The 23,965-nt window shown below is 37.5% G+C and carries 23 protein-coding genes, 1 pseudogene and 1 riboswitch; of the genes and pseudogenes, 1 reads left to right on the top strand and 23 read right to left on the bottom strand.

Annotation, left to right across the window (positions count from 1 at the left end):
- Position 1: 1 nt before the first annotated feature.
- From JF76_RS01360 to rsmG, 18 genes are all read right to left on the bottom strand, one after another.
- Positions 2–1,228, bottom strand: a complete 1,227-nt coding sequence (locus JF76_RS01360) for a bifunctional 3,4-dihydroxy-2-butanone-4-phosphate synthase/GTP cyclohydrolase II (RefSeq protein ID WP_045928892.1) — start codon at positions 1,226–1,228, stop codon at positions 2–4.
- A gap of 11 nt (positions 1,229–1,239) precedes the next feature.
- Positions 1,240–1,845, bottom strand: coding sequence for a riboflavin synthase (ribE, locus tag JF76_RS01355; RefSeq protein ID WP_045927487.1), 606 nt, complete (start codon positions 1,843–1,845; stop codon positions 1,240–1,242).
- Positions 1,830–2,891 (bottom strand): bifunctional diaminohydroxyphosphoribosylaminopyrimidine deaminase/5-amino-6-(5-phosphoribosylamino)uracil reductase RibD, encoded by a 1,062-nt coding sequence (gene ribD, locus JF76_RS01350; protein ID WP_244267915.1) that lies wholly within the window; start codon positions 2,889–2,891, stop codon positions 1,830–1,832. The genes ribE and ribD overlap by 16 nt, the downstream gene beginning before the upstream one ends.
- Before the next feature lie 120 nt (positions 2,892–3,011).
- A riboswitch (FMN riboswitch) is annotated at positions 3,012–3,145 on the bottom strand.
- A 446-nt stretch (positions 3,146–3,591) separates the two neighbouring features.
- Positions 3,592–4,338, bottom strand: coding sequence for an aspartate/glutamate racemase family protein (locus JF76_RS01340; protein WP_045928890.1), 747 nt, complete (start codon positions 4,336–4,338; stop codon positions 3,592–3,594).
- Between the two features lie 13 nt (positions 4,339–4,351).
- Positions 4,352–5,923: a UDP-N-acetylmuramoyl-L-alanyl-D-glutamate--2,6-diaminopimelate ligase gene (locus tag JF76_RS01335; protein ID WP_045927485.1), complete on the bottom strand. Its 1,572-nt coding sequence runs from the start codon at positions 5,921–5,923 to the stop codon at positions 4,352–4,354.
- Between the two features lie 44 nt (positions 5,924–5,967).
- Positions 5,968–7,122: a sensor histidine kinase gene (locus tag JF76_RS01330; protein ID WP_034978889.1), complete on the bottom strand. Its 1,155-nt coding sequence runs from the start codon at positions 7,120–7,122 to the stop codon at positions 5,968–5,970.
- Between the two features lie 4 nt (positions 7,123–7,126).
- The gene (croR, locus tag JF76_RS01325; protein WP_034978891.1) at positions 7,127–7,813 is read right to left on the bottom strand and encodes a response regulator transcription factor CroR; all 687 of its coding nucleotides are present in this window, start codon (positions 7,811–7,813) and stop codon (positions 7,127–7,129) included.
- A 178-nt stretch (positions 7,814–7,991) separates the two neighbouring features.
- The gene (locus JF76_RS01320; protein WP_045927484.1) at positions 7,992–8,960 is read right to left on the bottom strand and encodes an ABC transporter ATP-binding protein; all 969 of its coding nucleotides are present in this window, start codon (positions 8,958–8,960) and stop codon (positions 7,992–7,994) included.
- Between the two features lies 1 nt (position 8,961).
- Positions 8,962–10,488, bottom strand: a complete 1,527-nt coding sequence (locus tag JF76_RS01315) for an ABC transporter permease/substrate-binding protein (RefSeq protein WP_045927483.1) — start codon at positions 10,486–10,488, stop codon at positions 8,962–8,964.
- Between the two features lie 198 nt (positions 10,489–10,686).
- Positions 10,687–12,558 (bottom strand): ABC transporter ATP-binding protein, encoded by a 1,872-nt coding sequence (locus tag JF76_RS01310; RefSeq protein WP_156962737.1) that lies wholly within the window; start codon positions 12,556–12,558, stop codon positions 10,687–10,689.
- Positions 12,559–14,283 carry an ABC transporter ATP-binding protein gene (locus JF76_RS01305; RefSeq protein WP_045927482.1) on the bottom strand — a complete coding sequence of 575 codons (1,725 nt, stop codon included), beginning with the start codon at positions 14,281–14,283 and terminating at the stop codon, positions 12,559–12,561.
- A 142-nt stretch (positions 14,284–14,425) separates the two neighbouring features.
- Complete coding sequence (locus tag JF76_RS01300; RefSeq protein ID WP_045927481.1) at positions 14,426–15,208, bottom strand: DUF1129 family protein; 783 nt, start codon at positions 15,206–15,208, stop codon at positions 14,426–14,428.
- A gap of 9 nt (positions 15,209–15,217) precedes the next feature.
- Positions 15,218–16,318: a redox-regulated ATPase YchF gene (ychF, locus tag JF76_RS01295; RefSeq protein ID WP_045927480.1), complete on the bottom strand. Its 1,101-nt coding sequence runs from the start codon at positions 16,316–16,318 to the stop codon at positions 15,218–15,220.
- A 25-nt stretch (positions 16,319–16,343) separates the two neighbouring features.
- The gene (locus tag JF76_RS01290; protein WP_045927479.1) at positions 16,344–16,619 is read right to left on the bottom strand and encodes a DUF951 domain-containing protein; all 276 of its coding nucleotides are present in this window, start codon (positions 16,617–16,619) and stop codon (positions 16,344–16,346) included.
- The gene (locus JF76_RS01285; RefSeq protein ID WP_045927478.1) at positions 16,612–17,499 is read right to left on the bottom strand and encodes a ParB/RepB/Spo0J family partition protein; all 888 of its coding nucleotides are present in this window, start codon (positions 17,497–17,499) and stop codon (positions 16,612–16,614) included. The genes JF76_RS01290 and JF76_RS01285 overlap by 8 nt, the downstream gene beginning before the upstream one ends.
- On the bottom strand, positions 17,477–18,256 hold the full coding sequence (locus tag JF76_RS01280) for a ParA family protein (protein ID WP_034979054.1): 780 nt from the start codon (positions 18,254–18,256) through the stop codon (positions 17,477–17,479). Before JF76_RS01280 ends, JF76_RS01285 begins: the two co-directional genes overlap by 23 nt.
- A gap of 15 nt (positions 18,257–18,271) precedes the next feature.
- Complete coding sequence (noc, locus tag JF76_RS01275; RefSeq protein WP_045927477.1) at positions 18,272–19,120, bottom strand: nucleoid occlusion protein; 849 nt, start codon at positions 19,118–19,120, stop codon at positions 18,272–18,274.
- 15 nt (positions 19,121–19,135) lie between these two features.
- Positions 19,136–19,858 (bottom strand): 16S rRNA (guanine(527)-N(7))-methyltransferase RsmG, encoded by a 723-nt coding sequence (rsmG, locus tag JF76_RS01270; protein ID WP_045927476.1) that lies wholly within the window; start codon positions 19,856–19,858, stop codon positions 19,136–19,138.
- Between the two features lie 157 nt (positions 19,859–20,015).
- Here rsmG and JF76_RS01265 point away from each other — a divergent pair, with 157 nt between their 5' ends.
- The gene (locus tag JF76_RS01265; RefSeq protein WP_045927475.1) at positions 20,016–20,552 is read left to right on the top strand and encodes a CvpA family protein; all 537 of its coding nucleotides are present in this window, start codon (positions 20,016–20,018) and stop codon (positions 20,550–20,552) included.
- Positions 20,553–20,675: 123 nt separating this feature from the next.
- Here JF76_RS01265 and JF76_RS01260 read toward each other — a convergent pair whose 3' ends face one another.
- From JF76_RS01260 to JF76_RS10380, 5 genes and pseudogenes are all read right to left on the bottom strand, one after another.
- The gene (locus tag JF76_RS01260; RefSeq protein ID WP_045927474.1) at positions 20,676–21,605 is read right to left on the bottom strand and encodes an FAD:protein FMN transferase; all 930 of its coding nucleotides are present in this window, start codon (positions 21,603–21,605) and stop codon (positions 20,676–20,678) included.
- An 11-nt stretch (positions 21,606–21,616) separates the two neighbouring features.
- Positions 21,617–22,408 (bottom strand): tyrosine-protein phosphatase, encoded by a 792-nt coding sequence (locus tag JF76_RS01255; protein ID WP_045927473.1) that lies wholly within the window; start codon positions 22,406–22,408, stop codon positions 21,617–21,619.
- Positions 22,409–22,493: 85 nt separating this feature from the next.
- The gene (locus tag JF76_RS01250) at positions 22,494–23,042 is read right to left on the bottom strand and encodes an NADPH-dependent FMN reductase (RefSeq protein WP_045927472.1); all 549 of its coding nucleotides are present in this window, start codon (positions 23,040–23,042) and stop codon (positions 22,494–22,496) included.
- An 11-nt stretch (positions 23,043–23,053) separates the two neighbouring features.
- Complete coding sequence (locus JF76_RS01245; protein ID WP_045927471.1) at positions 23,054–23,593, bottom strand: NADPH-dependent FMN reductase; 540 nt, start codon at positions 23,591–23,593, stop codon at positions 23,054–23,056.
- Positions 23,594–23,735: 142 nt separating this feature from the next.
- Positions 23,736–23,965 (bottom strand): annotated as a pseudogene (locus JF76_RS10380) (TetR/AcrR family transcriptional regulator); the annotation flags it as partial.

Genomic DNA, 23,965 nt, shown 5'->3' with positions numbered 1-23,965 from the left:
ATTAATCCACCTCATTTAAAATATGATTCATTTCATGTTTTTTAGTCGCTAAATATTTTTTATTTTCTTCAGTCATGCCCACTTCAACTGGTATTCGTTTCGCAACTTTAATACCATAGTTTTCTAATTGTGCCACTTTGTCAGGATTATTGGTCATCAAATTAACCTCACTAATGCCCTTTTGTCTTAGGATTTCGGCTGCGACATTATAGCGGCGAGCATCAACTGGCAAGCCTAGATGCTGGTTAGCTTCTACCGTATTCATACCTTCATCTTGCAATTTATAGGCTCGTAACTTGTTTTCCAGGCCAATTCCTCGACCTTCTTGACGCAAGTATAAAACCGCTCCTGAACCATTTTCTTCAATTTTAGTTAATGCTTCAGCCAGTTGAGCGCCACAATCACAACGCTTAGAACCAAATACATCTCCCGTTAAGCATTCACTGTGAAGCCGCAATAAAAGCGGCTCACTTTTTTTAACTTCACCTTTGCTAATTAATAAAGTAGGCTGCTTTTCAGGATGCTTGGTATCTCTGAAACCTTCAAGCTGGAAGTGACCATATTTTGTAGGAAAGTCAACCTTAGTAAAAGATTCAATCCCCAAATCTTTGTTTTCCTGATTTTTACGGTACTCAATTAACTCCTCAATGGTCAAATAAGGTATGCCAAGTCCTTCTGCTAAAGCTTTTAGATCTTTGCGTCTGGCCATTGTTCCGTCTTTTTTAATGCACTCACAAATAAAGCCAACAGGAGCAACGCCAGCTAGTCTTGCCAAATCTAAGGCTGCTTCTGTATGACCGGTCCGTTCCAGCACGCCACCTTCTTTAGCTACTAACGGGAAAACATGACCAGGATGATAAAAATCAGCCCATTTACTATTAGGATCAGCTAACTTTTTAATTGTTTTCGCACGATCAAAAGCTGAAATTCCCGTAGTAGTTTCAGTGGAGTCAACACTAAGAGTAAAAGCCGTGCCAAAAGTATCGTTCGAGCCAGTTTCAATTGGTTTTAATTGCAGACGGTCGGCATACGCTTTGCTCATTGGTACGCATAATAATCCACGAGCCTTAGTAATCATCATATTAACCGCTTGCGGTGTAACCTTCTCTGCTAAGCCAATCATGTCCCCTTCAGACTCACGTTGAGGCGAATCAGCGACAATAACTAATCCACCTTTTAACATATGCTGTAATACTTTTTGCATTTTTTCATTCAATTGTTCTGTCATTTTTTTCTCCATCAAAATTCTTTTTTCCAAGCCTGAATCTGCTTAACTGCGTAGCGACCAATCATATCCACTTCAATATTTGCTTTATCACCGACCTGATAATGTGCAAGCGTAGTATTTTGGATAGTATAAGGAATTAAACTTACGCCAAAATGATCATTCTCTGCCATCGTGACGGTTAAACTGATGCCGTCAATAGCGATCGACCCTTTTTCAACAATAAAGGGAGCATACTTATGTGGTACTGCGAATTCTAATTCTATGGAATTTTCATTTTCGTTTCTTATCACCAGTTCAGCTGTGGTATCAACATGACCCGCAACAATATGACCATCTAGTTTGCCGTTCAGTGCTAGTGCGGGCTCTAAATTTACCAAACTACCTTTTTGTAAATGGCCTAGATTAGTCCTTTTCATCGTTTCCGGCATCACGTCTACCGCAAAGTCATTATCGCTCCAATCGGTAATGGTTAAGCAGATGCCGTTCACGGCAATGCTTGCTCCTAAAGGCAAATCTTTTTGCATCAATTTTGGCGCACAAATACCTAGTCTGGCATGTTGCGCACTTATTTCTAAGCGAGTTATCGTACCAGTTGTTTGAATTATTCCTGTAAACATTCTTTTCTCCTCACACGAATTCTTACATCTTGGTTTAAACTTTTAACATCCAATAATTGGTAGTGACTTATTTCTGCTAAAGCCTGTCCGTACACAGCAGGTAGTGCTGTACCACCCAACACCAGAGGGGTAATATACGTTACTATTTCATCCACCAAATCAGTTGCTATAAACTGGGCTTGTACATTGCTGCCACCTTCAACTAACAACGATTGAATTTCATGTTCAGCCAAAAGTTGGATCACCTTTTGGGGTGTCCATTTGCTAGCAGTATAACAGCACACATTTTCTCCAACATTTTGAGTTAAGTTTGTTTCACTCAGTAACCAAATTTGACCCTGGGTCTTAAATATTTGACTGGTAAAATCCAACCGATTGGCATCCTTAGTTAACACAATCCTAATAGGTGGATGTGGTAAGTTTTTTATTCTGACAGTTAACAGCGGATTGTCAATGCGTAATGTGTTTGCGCCAATTAAAATAGCTTGATTTTGCAACCGCAATTTTTGTACATCTACTTGAGCCGCATCCCCAGTCAACATTGTTCTTCTTTTGCCTGCGGCATTAATTTTGCCATCAATAGACATTGCATATTTAAGTGTCACAAAGGGCCTTTCTTGCTGATAAAAAAAGTTATACGCAACATTTAAACTCTCAGTGCCACCAATGACCTCAGTCTGAACACCATGACTTTTAAGATATTTAATGCCTTTACCTGCCACAATTTGATGAGGATCGACCTGACCAATAACAACTTTTTTGATTCCGGCCTCGGCTACTTTTTTGCAACAAGGTGGCTGCTTACCATAATGACTGCAAGGCTCCAATGTTACATACAAAGTTGCTCCCCGAGCTTGTTTGGGATCTGCTAAGTGTGACAGTGTATTTACTTCCGCATGTTCTTTGCCAAATTGATGGTGGTAGCCAGTTGCTAAAACCTGACCATCTTTAACCAAAACTGCACCAACTAATGGGTTTGTCCAAGTCATTCCCTGAGCTTTTAAAGCCTCTTGGACTGCCATTTGCATATAATCTTTATCCTGCACTATTTCACTTCCTAAGCATTAAAAAACCTCGTTGATAAAATCAACGAGGCTTATTTTTTTATTCATCAAATAAGATTTCAGCGAAGTTTAATAACGACGCGAGTTTTCTGCTTAATCTTGTTTGTTCTTCTCCCATCCAGACTTTAACTGTCGGTACTAGACTTGCACTAGTTCCACCGCAAAACGCGGGTCACGGACTTCAATCATTAATTGTCACCGTCGGTAAGGAATTACACCCTGCCCCGAAGAAACCGTATTCAACTGTTTTTAGTATAATATAGTTATGCCCTATCGGCAATAGCAATTTATTGTTTTATATAATTAAATACATGATAAGCTCAAACTTAAATAAATTATTCCTTAAAACTTCCAATCAGACAAATGGAGAGGAATATTATTGTTTTTACCAAAATATTTTTTAAAGGCAGTGCCAAATGACGAATGATCTTTAAGATGATTGCAATAAGCGTCTCTGATACTCAAAATTGTTGTCACTGCTAAATTAGTAGTGACAATTATCAGTATGCTAATAAATATATACAAAAGATATAGCATCTTAGCCCTCCTATTTTTAACTGTATCACTTTTATAATACACTACTACTTAGTGATAACATTGTCAACTTTTTTTGGCAAAATAAATAGACTAACAATCAAATTGATTACTAGTCTATTTTAATCTGTTAAACCTTACGTTTTATTTAATACAGATACTTCTCTATGGCTGTTTTAGGATCCATTCCTGCACGAATTTTTAGTTCTAATTCAATTGCTACATCAGCCAAGATCACTTGCGGGTCGATAACATTATAGGGATGCTCTGGCGCTTTCTCCTGAGCTAACGATAATTCAGTACAGCCAAGTAAAATTACATTACAGCCATACTGATCATGCATAGTGCGTAATATGCGGTGATAAAGTTCGCCATCAACTACGCCTTTTTCCTTAATGTTGGAATAAATCAGCTCAGTAACCATTGGTTGAATCTCAGGCCCACCAAGTTCAACCTCGCGCCCTACTTCTTTAATCTCATCTTCATACAAATGATCGTAAATTGATCCTTCGGTGGCAATTAAACCAATTTTTTTCTCTCGTGGATAATCGGTTATAAACTTATGAACAGCAATGCGCATCATATGCAAAAAAGGTATGTCTGTCAGTTTGACCAAGTCATCATAACAATAATGAGCTGTGTTACATGGCATTACAAAAAAATCAGGCTTTAGTTGTGCTTGCTGGAGCACATCCTCACGCAAAGCAGTGAAGAAATTAGGCTTGCTGGGATCTTTGATATATGCTGTACGATCAGGAACTTGTGCATCATTAACTAAAATATAATTTAAATAATCCTGATCTTTAGTAATTTTGATACGATGATTAATCATCCGGACATAACTTTCAGTCGCAATAGTGCCCATACCGCCAATAATACTAAAAAAATGTTTCATTATACCTGCTTTTCTAACTTCTAAAGTGTTCTTTTTTGCCTTCAAGCTCATCAATTACCTGTTGAGCAACCATAATATCAGATGGATATGGCGTATCTACACCGCGTATTTTTTGAAAACCGTCTGCACCTTTACCGCAAATCAGGACAATATCACCTTTTTTCGACAAATTAATGGCATCATATATGGCCTTCTTACGATCGAGTTCTATTGTTACATCAACTTTAGAATGATCAATTCCGGCATTAATTTCCTGTGCAATTTCTTTTGGATCTTCAAATCCCGGGTCATCAGTAGTTAAAAAAGCCTTATCCGCATACGTATTTAAACTGTGACTAAAACCGGGACGGCGAGAGACACCCTTATCACCTGGAGCACCTACAACAACAATGATTTTTGGATTATTAAATTCACGTTGCATAAAGCCCATAAGTGCCATCATGGAAGCTTCGTTATGTGCATAATCTACAACCACTACACCATGGTCTTTGGTCACTTCTGTCTGCATCCGTCCAGGAACCGTTACTTGACTAATTCCTTTAGCAGCATCGTCATGATCCATTCCGGCCAGTCCGGCTCCAATTACTGCAGCCGTACCGTTTGATTCATTAAAGTCACCCAGCATCTTTAACTGGTAATCACCAGCTATTTTAAGCTGCCTTGCTTTGTCACTGACACATAATACCTGAAATTTAGTCTGAGCCATATCAAGTTTTTCGGTTGCAAACCGAAAATCAATTGTCTGTTTTAGGTTCGGATTGCTAAATTTTTCGTCAGCAAACAAGTAGATACTGTCTGGATCAGTAGTAGTCGTGGCAGCAGCATAAACTTCGTCAAAATGGTCAGTCTGAGCGTTAATAATACACTTGCGCGCATTAACCAATAACTGCAGTTTGCAGTGTAAATAATCAGCAAAGTTAGGATGCTCATTAGGTCCAATATGATCGGGTGAAATGTTTAAGAAAAAGCCTAAGTCATAAGTTAGTCCAAACACCCTGTTTTTCTTATAAGCCTGACTGGAAACTTCCATAACCATATGCGTCATACCATTGTCCACAGCCGTTCGCATATCACGGAACAAATCAAGTGATTCAGGAGTGGTTAAGCTGGATTTAAAAGTATCATCTTTTCCCTGACCTACAACTGTGTTGACCGAAGAAATCAGTGCTGTTTTGCCACCATTGACTTGATCCAGCATTCCTTTTAAAAAATAAGCAGAAGTGGTTTTACCTTTAGTACCAGTAATAGCAATTAAATATAAATCATCTTGAGGAAAGCGGAAAAAGGCTGCAGACAATAGAGCCATTGCCTTAGAAACATTGCGCACAATCAGTGCATGCATTCCCTTGCCTTCTGGATATGGTTGCTCTGCTACATAACAGTTGGCACCATTTGCTTTTGCCATTGACAAAAATGTAGGACGAAAACCAGCACCTTTACAAAAGAACAGTGTATTGGTTTGAACATCCCGTGAATCATATGACACATATTCCATTTTAGATGGGACGGTGTCCTGAACAGCACTTGATTTAAGCAGATGGTGCTCTTTTAAAATTAAAATACAGGTATTTAAAGAAATACTCATGCTATACTCCTCTATTTAATATCTCAGTCAAAATTATACCACAGCTATGCTGGAGTTTTTTCACTCTTTAGGTTCAAAGGCAGACAAATAATGAAACGTGTCCAATCTTTATCAGATTCACAACGAATTTTGCCGTGATGAAGATCAACAATGCTTTTGGTAATTGACAGACCCAGTCCTGTACCACCTGTTTTAGTATTCCGAGATCCTTCTACTCTATAGAACCGTTCAAATATTTTTTTTAACGACTCTTCAGGAATTTGGGCACCATTGTTTTCTACCCGTAATTCCACTTCATTGTTATTGACCAAATTAGCAATCAAATTAATTTGTGTTGCCCCTGTACCATATTTCAAAGCGTTAGTGATGAGATTATTGTAAACACGTACTAACTTTTCTGCATCGGCTTCAATCGTTAAATTCTTAGGTCTTGCTTCAATATTAAATACTATCCCTTTTTCTTGACCTTCAAATTCAAATCCCGCTGCCACTTGTTCCAACATAGAAAAAATATGTAAAGAAGACAGATTCAGTTTGGTACTTGTTGATTTTAACGTTGTATACTCAAGCAGATCATGAGCCAGAGACTTCATTTGTTCAGCTTTCATATACGCGATATTAAGATATTTTTGCTGATCTGCTGGATCTGACACCCCCGATTTAAGTAATCCTAAATATCCAATGATAGAAGTTAAGGGCGTTCTGATATCATGAGAAACATTACTGATTAATTCATCTTTAGATTTTTCAATCGCCTTTTCTTCATTAATTGCGTTGACTGTACTATCGACTAATGAATTAATCGAATCAATTACTTTTTGTAAATCTGTTTTGACTTTAAAAGAAATTGTGTGATCAAAATGTCCCTTTGCAATATAATGCAGTTCAGAAATAACGTGTCTTAACTGCATTTGATGATAACGCCGAATTAAGCGCCAGTAGAGCACGATTAAATCGCCAATACCCATAAAAATAATAAAGGTATTTTGCCAAGACCATAGATGGCGTCCACCAGCAAAAGTAATGGTCTTTTTTAAAAAATAAATACCGTTAACCAGGTTTTTATTTTGTAAAATTGTCAAGTTGATTAAAATAATCACCGATAGGTTTAACAATAACAGCAAAATAACCGTTATAACGCCTTCAGCAAACAACTCGCTTTTTTCAGCAGCTGTCAGCTTGACCCTTTCTTTTTTCATCTAGCTAAGCCTCAACTTTATAGCCTACACCCCAAACAGTCTGAATAACATCTTCGCCGCCTGTGGCCGTTTGAATCTTGTCACGCAAGTGCGAAACGTGCACCATAACGGTTTTAGCAGAAACTATCGATTCCTGTTGCCAAACCCGTTCAAAAATTTCATCAGCAGAAAATACACGATTAGGGTGGCTGGCAAGAAGATACAGAATACCGAATTCCAAAGCAGTCAACTGAATATCTTTGCCATCAATTGTTTTAACTTCATGTGAATCACGGTTAATAATGAGCGGTCCAACTTCAAGAATGTCAGGTTCATCATCTTTGACCTGTTTTTGACTGCGACGTAAAAGCGAACGAACTCGCGCCATAACCTCTAATGGATTGAATGGCTTTGACACATAGTCATCCGCACCCGTAATCAAACCCTGGATTTTATCCATGTCTCCTGTTTTAGCAGACACAATGATAATAGGAATGTCAGAATCTTTACGAACTTCCTTGATAACATCAATCCCACTCATATTAGGCATCATGACATCTAAGATCATCAAAGCAATATCCGGAGTGGTAGTTAATTTCGTAATTGCTTCCTTGCCACTATATGCAACAACCGGGGTATAACCTTCATTTTTGAGATAAATACTTAACAGTTCGACGATTTCTTTATCGTCGTCAACAACTAAAATTTTCATAGGGCTAATTTCCCTTCTTTTTACTTATTGATTATATTCGTTTTGTTTTTCTATTCTACTAAATATAGTGTAGCAGAATCTATGTTTAATATTTTAGACAATTTTGTAACAAACTACTAATATTCAAGCATAACTTTATTATTTTATTAAAAAAGCTGGATTTTTCCAGCTTGCTTTCTTAGTTTAAATTACTAATACCATTTAAATATTCCACTATCCACTGTCGATCAATATATCCTAAAAGTTCCTTATTTTGGTTTTGCACTGCCACTTCTTCATGATCGCACAACAGCTGCAGCAGCCTGGCGATAGTTTCTTCTTCACCAATTACCATCATATCAGGCAGTGACCTTAAAGCATCTTTTTTATATTTATTAAATAAAGCCGCCTGCCTCAAAGGCGTTTCGTATAAGTTATTGCCCAAACTGCCTTTAAAAAAGTCTCTCACAAAGTCATTTGCCGGGTGCCTTAAAACTTCTTCCGGTTTGTCCACCTGCAATAATTGCCCATCTTTCATAATACCAATTCTGTCCGCCAAAAGCAGCGCCTCATTCATATCATGAGTGACAAATATAATGGTGTTATGAAGCTGTTGATGCAAGTCAACAACCAGTTTTTGCAAATTTGCCCGTGAAAGTGGATCAAGGGCACTAAACGGTTCATCCATTAAGACAATAGGCGGCTTAGAAGCAATTGCCCGTAGTATTCCAATCCTCTGTTGCTCCCCACCAGATAATTCATGCGGATATCTTGAGGCATATTCTTGCGGATTTAACCCCACTTTTTCTAATAGTCGTGCAGCTATTTCATCAAGGTTCTTGCTCTTACCCTGGATCGCCGGAATCAGAGTAATGTTTTGAGCAACTGTCATGTTGGGAAAAAGTGCAATTTGCTGCAAAACATAGCCAATTTGCCAGCGCAATTTTTGCACATTGTATTCTGTAGTGGGCCGTTCATTAACTAAAACCAGGCCAGAATTTGGGTCTTCCAAACGATTAATCATTTTAACAGATGTTGTTTTCCCACTACCGGAGTTGCCAACTAAAACAAATAATTCACCTTGCTGAACATCGAGATTAAGGTTATTTACTACTACTTTATCAGCAAACGATTTTTTTACGTGATCAAATTTTATCGCTGAAGTCATCTTACTTCTCCTTAAGCAAATGCTGTTTTACTAAAAAATTATGTGCAACTTGTCCCGGATCCATATTTTTAACGTTTACTTCATAGTTCATTTCCTGCATTTGCTTTTCAGTAATTCTGCCTGCTAATTTATTCAAACTATGCACAATTTGAGGATGCTTATTTGCAAAGTCATTACTCATTAAAGGAGCACCCTGATAAATAGGGAAGTTATGTTTGTCATCCTTTAAAATACTTAGATGATACTGCCGCAACTCACTGTCAGTTGAATAGGCATCAACGATGTTAACTTTATTCTGGTTTATTGCTTGGTAGCGCAAAGCCGGCTCCATTGATTTAACAGGAAAATCGATTTTGTATAGTTTCTTGATCCCTTTAAAACCATCCCCACGGTCAATGAACTCTAAAGTCATGCCGCCCTTTAACTGATTAGTAATATTAGCCAAATCACTGATTTTCTTTAAATGATTTTTATTTTTAAAAGAGGTTTTGACAGCCAAAGCATAAGTATTATCATACGCCATGGGTTTAAGCAAAGTTAGTTTATCTTGCTCATACATTAATTTTTTAGCTTTTTCATAAGTCTCTTTTTCGCTTAGTCCTGCTGTTTTTACTGGAGATTTGGCAAAAGTTTCCAAAACGGTCCCTGTAAATTCAGGGTAAATATCAATCTTGCCATTTTTCAAAGCACTGTATAAAAAGGTCGTTTTACCAAAATTGGGTTTCAGAGTCACCTGCACATGTGAATCGTCTTGCTCGATTAAATCTTTATACATATTGATCAAAATCTCTGGTTCAGAACCCAACTTGCCGGCAATAATAATAGTCTCCTTTTGACTGGTAACTGCTTGGTAAATGCCGCTTCCGGCCAAAAATATAATGCTGACACTTAAAATTCCTAAAGCAGTTTTAACCGACGCATGCTCCAGCCACTTAATCAAAGCACTTAACGTGATTGCTAAAATACCTGAACATACTGCTCCTATAACAATTAATGCGGTATTATTACGGTCAATTCCCAATAGAATAAAACTACCAAGACCACCAGCACCAATTAAAGCCGCCATAGTGGCAGTTCCAATAATTAAAACCAGTGCTGTCCTAATACCGGAAATAATTGTTGGCATAGCTAAAGGCAATTCTACTTTAAGCAACTTTTGCAAACGAGACATGCCAAATGCGTCTGCAGCTTCTTCAAGAGCAGGGTCAATTTCAGTTAAACCCAGATAAGTATTCTGAAAAATTGGTAATAAGGCGTATACAACTAAGGCAATCACAGCAGGTACTGTTCCTATTCCTACAAGTGGAATTAGCAAACCCAACAGTGCCAATGAAGGGATTGTCTGCAATATACTGGCAATTTGTAATAAAAATTCCGCAGCCCTGGTGTGTTTTACTGCCCAAAAAGCCAGAGGCATTGCAATTACCATTGCAATTAGTAGCGAAACTAATGAGATTTGCAGGTGCTGCAATAGGGCTACGCCCAAATCGCCCCTGCGCTCACTTAAGATTTGGAAAATTTGATTCATCGTTTAATTCCTTTTGTCTAGGCCAATTTTTTAATTATCCTAAATTACATAAAGTACTATGCTAATAGCTTTAGACCTAGCTAATTTCTTAAACCTTACCATAACACAAACCTGAGTTCTGCAAGCAATTATTGCTTGCAAGTCTTTTTAAGCAAAAAAATTCCCAGCACCATAATGCTGAGAAAATATAATCAAAAATTACTGTATTTCTTTTTTACCAGTATATAACTCGTAGTAGTAACCCTTTTGCTTTAGAAGCTGCTCATGGTTACCGGCTTCAATAATATGACCATGATCAAGTACTAAAATCAAGTCCGAGTTAACAATTGTTGAAAGACGGTGGGCAATAACAAAACTTGTACGTCCTGCAAGCAGATTATCCATACCAGCCTGCACTAGCTTTTCAGTTTGCGTATCAATGCTGGAAGTTGCCTCATCTAAAATCATGACTGGTTCATCAGCGATCATCGCCCGCGCAATACTGAGAAGTTGCATTTGACCCTGAGACAGATCTCCGCCATTACCATCGATAATAGTTTTATAGCCTTCGTCCAAGTGATGAATGAATTCATCGGCATGCGATAAGTGCGCTGCCTGGTACACATCATCATCACTTGCTTCAGCATTACCAAAACGGATATTATCCATAACTGTACCGGTAAACATGTGTGTGTCCTGCAATACTATTGATAACGACCGCCTTAAATCATCTTTTTTAATTCTATTAATCGGAATACCGTCATAAGTTATAGTACCAGAATTAATTTCGTAGAAACGATTAATCATATTAGAAATAGTGGTTTTGCCCGCTCCAGTTTCACCAACCAGCGCTACTTTCATACCAGGTTTGGCATCAATCGAAATATCATACAAAATTTGTTTATTTGGCGAATAACCAAAGTTAACATGATCAAAAACAATATGACCATTGACAGTAACTTTCTTCACTGACCCATCTTTTTGCGGTACATTCCAGTGCCATGCACCCTTTACATCTTCGTCTTTAGTGATGGTTACATCACCATCATCAACTTCAACTATCTGATCTTCTAATTTAAAAATTCTTTCCGCACCGGCTAATGCCATTACGATAGAATTTAACTGTTGCGAAATCTGAGCTATCGGCATTGCAAACTGTTTTGATAACTGCAGAAAGGCACCAATAACACCTAATGAAAGAGGTGCAATATGATTGATGGCCACCGCACCACCTAAAACTGCAATTAACACATAAAGCAAGTTGCCCAAGTTACCCATAATTGGGAATAAAATCGTGGCATAAGTATGAGCCTTGCCAGATGCTACCTGCAATGAATCGTTATAAGCATTAAAATCTTGCTCAACTTCAGGCTCATGGCTAAAGACTTTAATTACCTTAAGGCCATTAAGCATTTCTTCATTATAACCGTTAACTTGTCCTAATTCTTTTTGCTGCAGCTTAAAGTAATGAGCTGAACGTATCGTTAAAAAGCGTACAACGATAATAGAAAGAGCAAAGACTATTAAAGTAAAAATAGTTAGCTGCCAGCTTAAAACCAACATCGCACCTAAAACGAAAATAAGGTTTAAAGTTGAGTTCATAAACTGTGGAATCGATTGTGAAATCATTTGTTGCAACGTATCAATGTCGTTTGTATAACAGCTCATGATGTCGCCATAATCATTCTCATCGAAATAAGAAATTGGCAATTTTTCCATGTGCTCAAACATTTCCATCCGCACTCTGAATTGGACTTTTTGAGCTAAAACTGCCATTAACATTGCAAAAAGATAATTAGAAATGAATCCAATAGCGTAACAGCCAAACATTACTGCAATTGCGTGCAAAAGTGGACCGAAGTCTGGTCTGGCCTCTTTAGTTAGCGGAATAATGTAAGTATTTATCAAGCGCTCGATAAACAAGGATCCTAAAACATTCGCAGCAGCCGTGAGAATTATGGCAACTGTAGAACTGATAAGCATCCAAGGACTGGTACTAGCAACTAATTTAAGCAGACGCCACAGTATTGCAGAACGTTTACCAGAGATTTGGCTATTTTGTTTTTCCACTGCTTTATTCAAATTAATCACCTACTTCTTTTGTTCTTCTTGAAACTTGGCAATTGAGCTGTACAGATCATTGCGTTTCATTAACTCTTCATGTGTACCAATATCTTGAATTTTACCATCATCCATGACAATTATTCTGTCTGCATCCTTAATGGATACGATTCTCTGCGAAATAATTATTTTAGTGGTATCTGGCATATTTTCTACCAGTGCTTCGCGGATTTGACGCTCAGTTTGTGTATCAACCGCTGAAGTAGAATCATCCAAAATTAAAATCTTAGGCCTCTTCAGCAATGCCCGTGCAATTGTAATTCTTTGCTTTTGGCCACCGGAAACGTTAGTCCCCCCTTGTTCAACCATAGTTTCATATTGGTCAGGCATTTCACGAATAAAATCATCTGCATGAGCAATTTTGGCAGCAGCAACAATTTCTTCATCAGTGGCATTTTCGTTACCCCATTTCAGGTTCTCCTTAATGGTTCCTGAAAACAGAACATTATTTTGCAAAACCATTGCTACGTTGTCGCGCAGTGTTTTTAAATCATATGATTTTACATTGTGTCCAGATACCCGAACGGCTCCTGAGTCTGTATCATAAAGCCGTGGAATCATGGATACTAAGGTTGATTTAGATGACCCGGTTTTCCCAATAATACCAATTGTCTCACCCGGTTTAATGGTTAGATTGATATTGTTTAAAGCCAGGTTCTTATCATCTGGATCATATTTAAAATTAACGTGATCAAAAATTACTTCACCATTGTTTACATGCTTTAAAGGTTTGCGTGGATTTTCAATTGATGGCTTTTCATTGATAACGTCAGCAATTCTGTGACCACTAGCAGCAGAGACAACCAGCTGTGTAAAGATCATTGCCAACATATTCAAACTGCCTAAGACAGAGTTTGAATATGAAAACATTGAGATAAGCTGACCGGTTTGTAAACTGCCACCAACAATTTCTTTGGCTCCAAACCAGCAAATAGCCAAGTTAGAAATATTTAACACTGCCATAACAACAAGTGAGTTCAGCGACATGATTTTTTGTGCAGTTGCAAATAGTCTGTAGATAAAGCCGGCAGATTTTTTAAATTTAACTGTTTGTGCTTCTTCTTGAACATAGGTTTTAACTTCACGAATGCCGCGAATGTTTTCCCGCACTACTTGGTTCATGCGGTCATAGCCCCTAAAAATCTTAGGAAAATACTTGCTGGCACTTTTAATAATGATACCGAGCAGAATGACAAAAACTGGTGCAATCACTACAAATACCAGTGATAATTGGGGACTGACAATAACAGACATGATTATTGACACCAATAACATCATTGGCGCTCTGACAGCAATTCTAATTAATATTTGATAAGACATCTGAACGTTATTAACGTCAGTCGTCATTCTCGTCACCAAACTGGCACTAGAAAAATTGTCAATATTTTCAAAAGAATAATCTTGCACATGATAAAACATGTCTTTACGCAAATTGGCTGCAAACCCAGCTGCAGCATGAGCAGAGGCATAACTGGCACCAGCACCTAAAACAAGTGAAAGAACCGTAAACACCAATAAAACAATACCGCTTTTAGTAATGTAGGGCATGTTCCCTTTCATAATGCCATTATCAATTAAAATACCAACCAAATATGGTATTAACATTTCAATGATAACTTCACCAGTGACAAAGAGTGGTGACAGCAAAGACAGTTTTTTATACTGCCTGATTGACTTACTCAGCGTGTTAATCATTAAATACCTCTTTCTAATTTATTAATGCGTTATTTTTAAACGTGTATTCAGTTTAAAAAGGATAAATAGATTCATGATAAATCTATTTATCCTTTAAAACATATAGTTATCTAAGTATAGCTCTTTTCTTGACAAAAAGCACCTATTTGCTCCTATCAGCTGGTGAAAAAGCAGAGCCGATAATTTGATAATGACGACGGAAAAGCCAGCGAATACCATATACCACTGCAGCAATTATTAAATTATATATTCCAGGCAAAACAGGATTTATAATTTGTAATGCTCTCAGAGATAAAACGCCAAAGCAGATAAAGAGCAATGCCATCATTGAAATAAAACCCCAAATTAATTTTGACCAGGGGATCTTGCGATTTTTACTGCCATTAGGTAAGACCCATTCATTATACTTCGTCATAAAAACGCCCAGTGCAGCACCAACAATCAACAAAGTTAAGGCACCCATCTCTGAATTATATTTGTTGTTCTTTTGGAATAAACCAATTAAGCCAAAAAGACCAAATAGCAAAGCTACATAAAACAGTGCATTATCCGTGGCATATTGCCAAAACGGAATATCTGAAGCTTTCTTCTTTTTGGGCTTTAACATGTCAGCAGCTTTTAATTTAGGTGACATGCCGTAATATGTACTGGCAGGTTGACCATGACGCTGTGCAATTATTAAATCATTCAAGAGCGCATCTACTCTTTTTTGAGCCTCTTCATGACTCATCTTGCCTTGTGTTTCAAGTTCTTTTTGCAAGCGAAAAACATAGTCAGAATTTTTATTGCTAAGTTGTTTACGCAACTCGGCAGGCTGCATTTGTTTGACCTCATCATCTATATTTTGATTGATTACTTTTTCCTTTAGTTTTTCCTGCTTGTTAGTATCTATTTTAGCTTGTGCTTCAGTTTTCTTTTCTGCCATTATTATTTCCTAAACGTTAAATCTAAATTCAATAATGTCGCCATCTTGAACTTCATAATCTTTCCCTTCAAGACGCAACCTACCAGCTTCTTTAACTTTCTGCATGGTTTCATATTTGTCTAAATCGGTGTATGAAACTACTTCCGCGCGAATAAATCCGCGTTCAAAATCAGAGTGAATAACTCCAGCCACTTGTGGTGCTTTCATCCCCTTATGGAAAGTCCAGGCACGAGTCTCAGGACCACCAGCTGTAAAGAAAGTTCTTAGTCCCAAAATATGGTAGGCTGCCCGGATTAAACGGTCAAGACCCGACTCAGTTACCCCTTCAGCTTCTAAAAACTCCGCTTTTTCATCATCATCCAAACCAGCAATCTCTTCTTCAGTAGCTGCAGAAATTCCTAGACATTCAGCATTTTCACTTTCAGCGTGCTTTTTAACAATTTGATAATATTGATCTTTTTCGGGATCGGCCATTGAATTTTCAGCAATATTAGCAACATAAATAACTGGTTTATCAGTTAGCAAGAACAAGCCCTTAACAATTTTTTGTTCATCTTCATTGAACTTGATTGAGCGAACGGCGCTACCCTCTTCCAAAATCGGTTTAATTTTTTGCAAAACATTATATTCAGCTTTAGCTTCCTTGTCATTTTGCTGGGCAATCTTTTTCACCTTGCTAATCCGACGATTAACGGCATCTAAGTCAGCAATTGCTAATTCCAGATTAATAGTATTGATATCTTCTTCCGGATCTACTTTGCCAGTAACTGAAGTGATATTGTCATCTTCAAAAGCACGGACAACATGAATAATGGCATCAGTTTGGCGAATATTTTCCAGAAATTTATTACCCAAACCTTCTCCTTTTGAAGCTCCCTTAACTAAGCCGGCAATATCAGTAAATTCAAAAGTAGTATGAACTATTTTTTTAGCAGGAATCAATTCCTGAATTCTAGCAAGTCTCTTGTCTGGAACTTCAACCATACCAACATTCGGTTCAATCGTAGCAAACGGATAGTTGGCCATTTCCGCCCCCGCTTTAGTAATTGCGTTAAACAAGGTCGACTTACCAACATTAGGCAGCCCAACAATCCCAGCAGTTAGTGACATTTTTTATCCTCTTTCTAAAACAAAATTAGTTATTATCTTGATTAAAGTGTGGTTGTGCTATTTCATTTTTAGGCACATAAAGCTCATTTTTGGTGTTGACCGGATCATTCGCCTTAGTTAAAACTTTTTTAAAGTTATGTGTAAATTTTGAACGCGGCATCATTACGACGTGGCCGCAGCCCATGCATTTTAACCTGATATCTGCTCCTAAGCGTAGAATTTCCCAGTCATTAGTTTTACAGGCGTGAGGCTTTTTCATCAGTACCGTGTCCGCTAAACTATAGGAAATTTCTTTATTCATCAAGATCGACTCCTAGTACATCAAGTATTCTGTTTAATTCAGCAGTTGAAGAAAAGCCAATAGATAAATGACCACTGCCTTTTTTACTTTCAGAAATATTGACAGTTGAACCCAATTTATTAGCCAGCTGATGTTCAGTAGCACGGACAAAAGGTGACTTCTGCACTGTCTTTTTGCGTGGCTTTTTAGCATTAAGATTGGCGACCAGTGCCTCAACTTTGCGCACTGGCATTCCTTCTTTAACCACTTGTTTAGCTACTTCATCAATCTTGTCTTTGTTTTTTAAACCTAAAAGCGTTCTGGCCTGACCCATTGAAAGATCACCATGCTGAAGCAAATGCTTTGTCTTGTTCGGTAAAGTAAGCAAACGCAAGTAATTTGCAATATAAGGACGGGATTTGCCCATTCTTTTTGAAACTTCTTCTTGAGTTAAGCCTAAGTTTTTTTGCAGCATTTCATATGCCTGGGCTTCTTCAAGCGGTGTTAAATCCTCACGCTGCAAGTTTTCCAGAACCGCAACTTCCATCATTTGGCTTTCACTAAAGTCACGCACAATGGCAGGTATTGTAGTCTTTTTGGCTAGTTTTGAGGCACGAAAGCGACGTTCACCAGCGATAATTTCATAGCCCTTAACTGACTGACGGACGATTATCGGTTGAAAAACCCCGTTTTCTTTAATTGAATCAGCCAGCTCTTTAAGAGACTTATCATCAAAATTTTTGCGTGGCTGATATGGATTAGGTCTGATATCGCCTAAGTTTAAATCCTGAATTTCTTCCTCATTGTCTTCAATCTGTGGCTCATCTTCAAACAAGGCTTCAATTCCGCGACCCAGGCCACCATGTTTTTTTGTATCTTTACTTCTTGAGTTTCTTGCCATGATTCTTCAACACCTCCTTAGCTAAATCATCATAAACTTCGGCACCACGAGAATTTGGCGCATACTCAGTAATTGCTTCCCCATAACTAGGTGCCTCCGCCAATTTGGTAATTCTCGGGATAATAGTTTTATAAACTTTATCAGAAAAATAGGAACGTACTTCTTTAACAACTTCAGCGCCCAGATTAGTCCGGGCATCCAGCATTGTCAGTAAAACTCCCTCAACTCCAAGGTCTTTGTTAAAGTGTTTTTGTACTAAACGAATCGTATTAAGCAACTGACTCAGACCTTCCATTGCATAATACTCACTTTGAACCGGAATTAAAATTGAATCCGATGCTGTAAATGCATTTATCGACAATTGCCCTAAAGAAGGTGGACAATCAATAAAGATAAAATCATAATTGCCACTAATTGAATCTAAAGCAGATTTTAAGCGAGTTTCACGTGCCATCATACTAATCAATTCTGTTTCAGCACCTGATAAATTAATAGTTGCCGGAACTAAATCCAAGCGATTAGTTGAGGTATGGAAAATCGTATCTTTAAGCGGAACATCATTAATCAAAACACTATAAATATCTTGATCAATCTCGGATTTTTCTATTCCCAAGCCAGAGGTTGCATTACCTTGCGGATCAATGTCCACAATTAAGACTTGATATCCGCGTTCCGCAATCGAAGCCGCTAAATTAATAGTTGTGGTCGTCTTGCCAACGCCACCTTTTTGGTTAGCAACCGAAATTACACTCACCATATTTTCCATGCCTTCCTACTTTCTTTTTAATTCTATAGTAATCATATAATCATCAGGATCGTTATTTTCCTTAAACTTAACCTTAATACCTGACTGCTGTGCAAGCTTTATTGCCTTTTTAATCGTATTAATCTGCACTTTTAGGTCTTTGGGAATTCGATTGGCTGCTCGTCTTGTTCTTTCAGCCTGCTCTTTTTCTTTATCCTTAGCATTTTTACCGACAAAATATTGTTCTACATTTTTAACTATTTTTTCGGTGTCGCTCACATTAAGGTTATGAGCCAAAATTTCATCGAGAACGCGGCTTTGATCTTTTTCACTAAGTCCGACTAGACAGCGTCCATGACGAGGAGAAATTTCTCCACTGGCTAAATAGCTCTGCACCTTAGGCGTTAACTTTAAAAGGCGCAACTTGTTCGCTACATAAGATTGTGACTTGCCAATATTTTGAGCCAAAGTTGTTTGTGTTAAATTATTTAACTTCATGAGGTTATTATAGGCTTGTGCTTCATCAATGGGATTTAAATCTTCTCTTTGCAGGTTTTCTATTAAAGCTAATGAAGCAGCTTGACTATCATCCATATTGTTTACGATAGCCGGAATTTTTTCCCAAGCTAGATGTTTTGCGGCCCGCAATCTGCGTTCACCAGCAACAATTTCATATTCATCGCCCTTTTCACGCACAATAATAGGCTGAAGCAAGCCATCTTTATCTAAAGTCGTTGCTAATTCACGAATTGATTCTTCAGAAAACTCATGCCGTGGCTGATATGAATTAGGTTTAATTTTACTTAGTTCAATATCCTGAACTTGTTTATTTTTAGGTATTTCTTCATGATGACGCAAAGAAGAAAATAATGACATTTTGAGTCCCCCTGTTTATTGAATTGGTTTACGGTGTGGTGTGCCCGCCTGTCGCGGGTACTTTTTAGGTGTGGCCTGCACTTTTTTTACCAAAATCAGCGTGCGGTCTTCACTGCTATGAGGCAATTGCAATTCTTTTACAGCAGTTGTCTTGCCACCTAAAGTTTTTAAGGCTTTTTGACTGGAATTTAATTCATCTTCGGCTTTTGGTCCTTTGAGAGCGATAAAATTGCCATTTTTCTTAACTAGTGGCAAACAATATTCACTCAACACAGCCATATTGGCAACAGCACGGGCAGTTACAATATCAAACTGCTCACGATACTGCTTATTCTGTCCAACATCTTCTGCACGTCCATGAACTAAAGCAACATTCTTCAAGTCCAGCTGAGTGACTAATTCCTGCAAAAAGTTCAGTCTTTTGCCAAGAGAATCAACTATTGTTACTCGTAATTCAGGCACCATAATTTTTAAAGGAATTGAAGGAAAGCCTGCTCCTGCACCAACATCACACAAAGTCCGAGATTTCGTAAATATTTCGCCAAACGTAAAAAGAGGAGTAATACTGTCAAAAAAATGTTTTAAGTAAACATCATCTTTTTCTGTTATTCGTGTTAGATTAACTTTTTTATTAGTCTCAATCAGACTGGTAAAGTATTGGTTAAATTGGTTGATTTGATTTTCATTTAATTTAAAATTACGTTTTGATAATTCTTGGACAAACTGTTCAGGATTCATTTTTCACCCGTGAAACCTTGTTTCACACCCTTTAAATTTAACGCTAAAAATGGCTTATTGTAAAGTCAATGCATCCCTTTAATTATGGAATATTTTTTGACTATCGTCAAAGTCTAAACGCATAAATTAAGCTATAATATCGTCAAAGGAGATTAATATGATTGTTACTTTAATTGTTCTGGCTTATTTGGCACTAAAAACTTATAAAGGATTTCAAACAGGCTTTACCAGACTAATAATCAATTTGGTATTTTCTGCCATTGTCTTCATTGCAGCAATACTTTTTCAAAATCCAGTCGGCAATTGGCTTTATAGTCAGATCACGGGACAAAATATTCAAACCACATTAACTCCCGGAACCAATCTGATGCTTTTCCGTTTTTTAGCTTTTTTCATTATTGTCTTTATCGGCAAAATGGTGGTTAAGATTTTTAAAGGATGGGTGCCAAATAAAAATCCTCATGCAACTAATTTTGGCAATTTACTAGATAGCGTATTAGGTGCTGTTGCGTCTTTTTTTGCCAGTTATTTTTTTGTTTATATTATTTTGTCTATGCTAAATGCTTTACAAAATCCGTGGTTTATCCAGCAAACTCTTGATTCATCATTTATCCGTTTCATTATTTACAGTACGCCAGGTTTATCCAATGGTCTGTTTAACAGCATTTTTAGCATTAGTCGAACAGCTGCTTAAAATAATTAAAATTAGAACTCCGTTTTTATTTTAAAAAAATAAAAATGACGCCTTTTTCATTTCCCTTTTAAGACAAAAACTTACTGTAACAAAAAAGTGCCTTCCGAGGCACTTTTTAATTTATTATTTTTGAAAATTGTCATACTCAACGTGCTCATCATTATAAACAAAAACAGCTCCGATGCGATCAGGATTATCATGCCAACCAGCTACCGGCTTACCTGCAAAAAACAGCCTCTTGCATTCAATTTCTGCTTCAACTGAATACTTAGTAAAGGTAGTGACTCCAGCTAAATTTGTTTCAACCGGATAGCCAGTCCGAGGGTCAATTAAATGGTGATATTTATGCCCATCAACTTCCAGGTACCGTTCATAAGTACCACTGGTAACGGCTGAACATTGTGGCACCATTACCGAAGCTATATTATTGCCACGAGGCTCTTTAGGATCCTGCACTCCCACTGACCACTGACCACTAGTCCGTTTAGGAGAATCACCAACAAGTAAAATATTGCCGCCAAGATTAATAATTCCAGCATGAACGCCATAAGCCATCCAGTAATCCTTAATGCGATCAGCAATCCAACCTTTAGCAATACCGCCAAGATCTAATTCCATTCCTGACTTTTTCAAAAAGACGGTTTGATCAGCATCATTTAAGTCAACGCTAAACGGGTCAATCAGTTTCATCCTTTCTTTAATCTGATCATCAGTTGGAACATGGGCATCCTTAAAACCAATCGCCCATAGTTTAACGACTGGACCAATTAAAGCATTAAAGCCAAAATTTTTTCGGCTCTCTTCTACTGCCAATTTGATCAAATCATAGGTACCACTGGAAACTTGCACGGGATGTTTACCAGCCGCATGGTTTACATCCATAACTTCAGATTCATCACGATTAACTGTTAACAGATCTTCATAATGATCAATCAAAGTAAAAGAATCATTAATGACGCTTTTATCCAGTGCTCCAAAGATTTGTAAAGTTATTGATGTGCCTAAAGCATGATGTTGTCCCACTTGTTGTTCTAAAGCTAAATTTTTTATCATTGATTTTATCCCTACTTCTCCAAATAGTTTTCTCTTATTTTTTCCTGCATCTGTTCATCAATTCCTAATTGTTTATCAATATAAGAATCAATATCGCCATAGTTTTCATTGATTGTAATCAAGCTCGTATCAATATACGCATTTGCTACTGAACCTAAAATACGCATGTTAGCACGAAACTTATCATTTTCTCCGGCTCTTTTAAATTGTTCATCACGAACCTTGCGGTAATCGTTGAGCATCAAATTCGAATAAAGATAATCCTGTCGAATCGTCTCTAAATCTACTCCTAAAATGTAAAGCAATATTACAGTTACTAATCCTGTTCTGTCTTTACCTTCCGAACAATGGTATAAAACTGAGCCATGAGTCGTTTTAGCAATTAAACTGACAATTTGGTGAATACTATTCTGAGCAAATTTATTGCTGACATGGTCATGATATCTCTGACACATAGTATAGAAGCCAGCATATTGATCATGGCGATAATGCTCAAAATCTATACTCATATCTAGTCCGTTGCCACCAGTATTGTCATCGACTGACAATGGAAATTCATAATGGTCAACACCTGGTATTTTTTGGTCGGGACTAGCCTTGCACTCAGCCGGGGAACGTAAATCGATAATTTTAGTCAGGCCATAATCAAGCAAAAATTTTTCATCTTTTGGAATTATTTTACTAATGTTGCCTGTACGCAATAAGCGATGACTTTTAATTTTGTGGCCACCAAAGCCAATATAGCCACCCAAGTCACGGGGATTTCGCACAGATTTTACAGGTAAAACGACAGGTTCAGTCATGCCAACTTCCTTTCACATCAAAAATAACCGGATAGGATGCTCCTATCCGGTTATTTTACTCTCTGCCAGTTAAACTGGCAAAAGTTTATTTATGTGCTTGCTCAACAAACTTGAAGAAGTTATCCATCATGCCATCTAACTGCTTAATAGTTGCTTCATCAGTCAACTCACCAGTTTCTTTGTTAAACTTATCTGGAGCTTGACCAATCAAAACTTCGTTTCCTGGCAAAACATTTGCACTCATATCAGGTGAAAGCAAAATTTCACGCATATCTTCTTGAGCACGACCAGTACCTTGTGAACCATAAGATGCACCGGCAACAGCAACTGGCTTCATCTTCATAACATTAGGACCTGCATGTGAGCCTAACCATTCAAGACTGCTCTTTAAAGCAGCAGGAATAGTATGATCATATTCAGGGGTAGTGATTACTATGCCATCAGCACTCTTAATGTCTTCAATCCAGGCCTTAATAGAGTCATCAGCCATTTCTGTTCTGCAGAAAGGAGTCAATTTATCAACTTCTTTTACTTCAATATCTGCTTTATCACTATAACGCTTAGCAATAAATTGTGCTAAAAAACGATTATATGAAAAAGATGCATTTGTACCAACAATTGCTAATATTTTCATTCTCGGCCCTCCTACTTAGTTACTTGTGCGTACCAACTATCAACTTCATCGAAAAATTGACCTAAGAATTTAACGGTTGACTCATCTTTCAAGTCACCATTATCATCAAACTGTGTTGGTGCAACACCCATCATGAATTCATCACCGTTAAAGACCTTAGCGCCAAAGCCTGGTGCAGTCAACAAACTCTTCAAACGACTTTGTGAACGAGAACCACCTTGTGGCATTGGTGAAGTTGAAACAATAGCAACAGGCTTGCCCTTAAATGGGTGAGTTACACAGGATAACCACTCAAGTGCACTACTCAAGGCACTAGTAACAGAGTGTTGTTGCTCAGGAGAGCCGATTAAAACCAAATCAGCGTCTTCAATTTGTTTACTCAAGGTTTGGATTGCTTCAGGAGCATCTTCACCCTCTTTGAACATTGGCAACCCTTTAACAGTTGCAAACTTAAAATCATACTTGTCGGCAAAATGCTTAGAAATAAATTTAAGCAATGCCTCATTAAATGAATTATTGGCATTTGAGCCAGATAATGCAAGGATTTTCATAAAAACCACCTTTCAGGAAACTAATTTCTGTACTAATTATAGCATATCCGTACCTTTTTAGCATGTTTCTGCTTTCAGATGGTTTTAATAATTTAATACCCGCTTCGAACCAATAAATCCTTTACTAATAATGCATTAAGGTTTATTTTTTGTTCTTGCCTTCATTAGTATCAAATAATGAAACATTATTTGTCTTGCTTAGCCAGTCATTTAAGATTGCATCGTTAATCTGTGCTGTTAAAACATTTATAATTTGTGTTTGCGAAAATGTTGCAATTTTATTAACTAATAATGAAGCAATACCACTGGTAGTAATCCAGTTAGCAATGACAACACTTCTAATTTTATCTTCGGAATAATTACTATCCGGAT

It is taken from the genome of Lactobacillus kullabergensis (assembly GCF_000967195.1).
Classification (GTDB): Bacteria; Bacillota; Bacilli; order Lactobacillales; family Lactobacillaceae; genus Lactobacillus; species Lactobacillus kullabergensis.
Note: the sequence above shows the minus strand (reverse complement) of the source record. Positions and strands in the feature narration are given on the sequence as shown.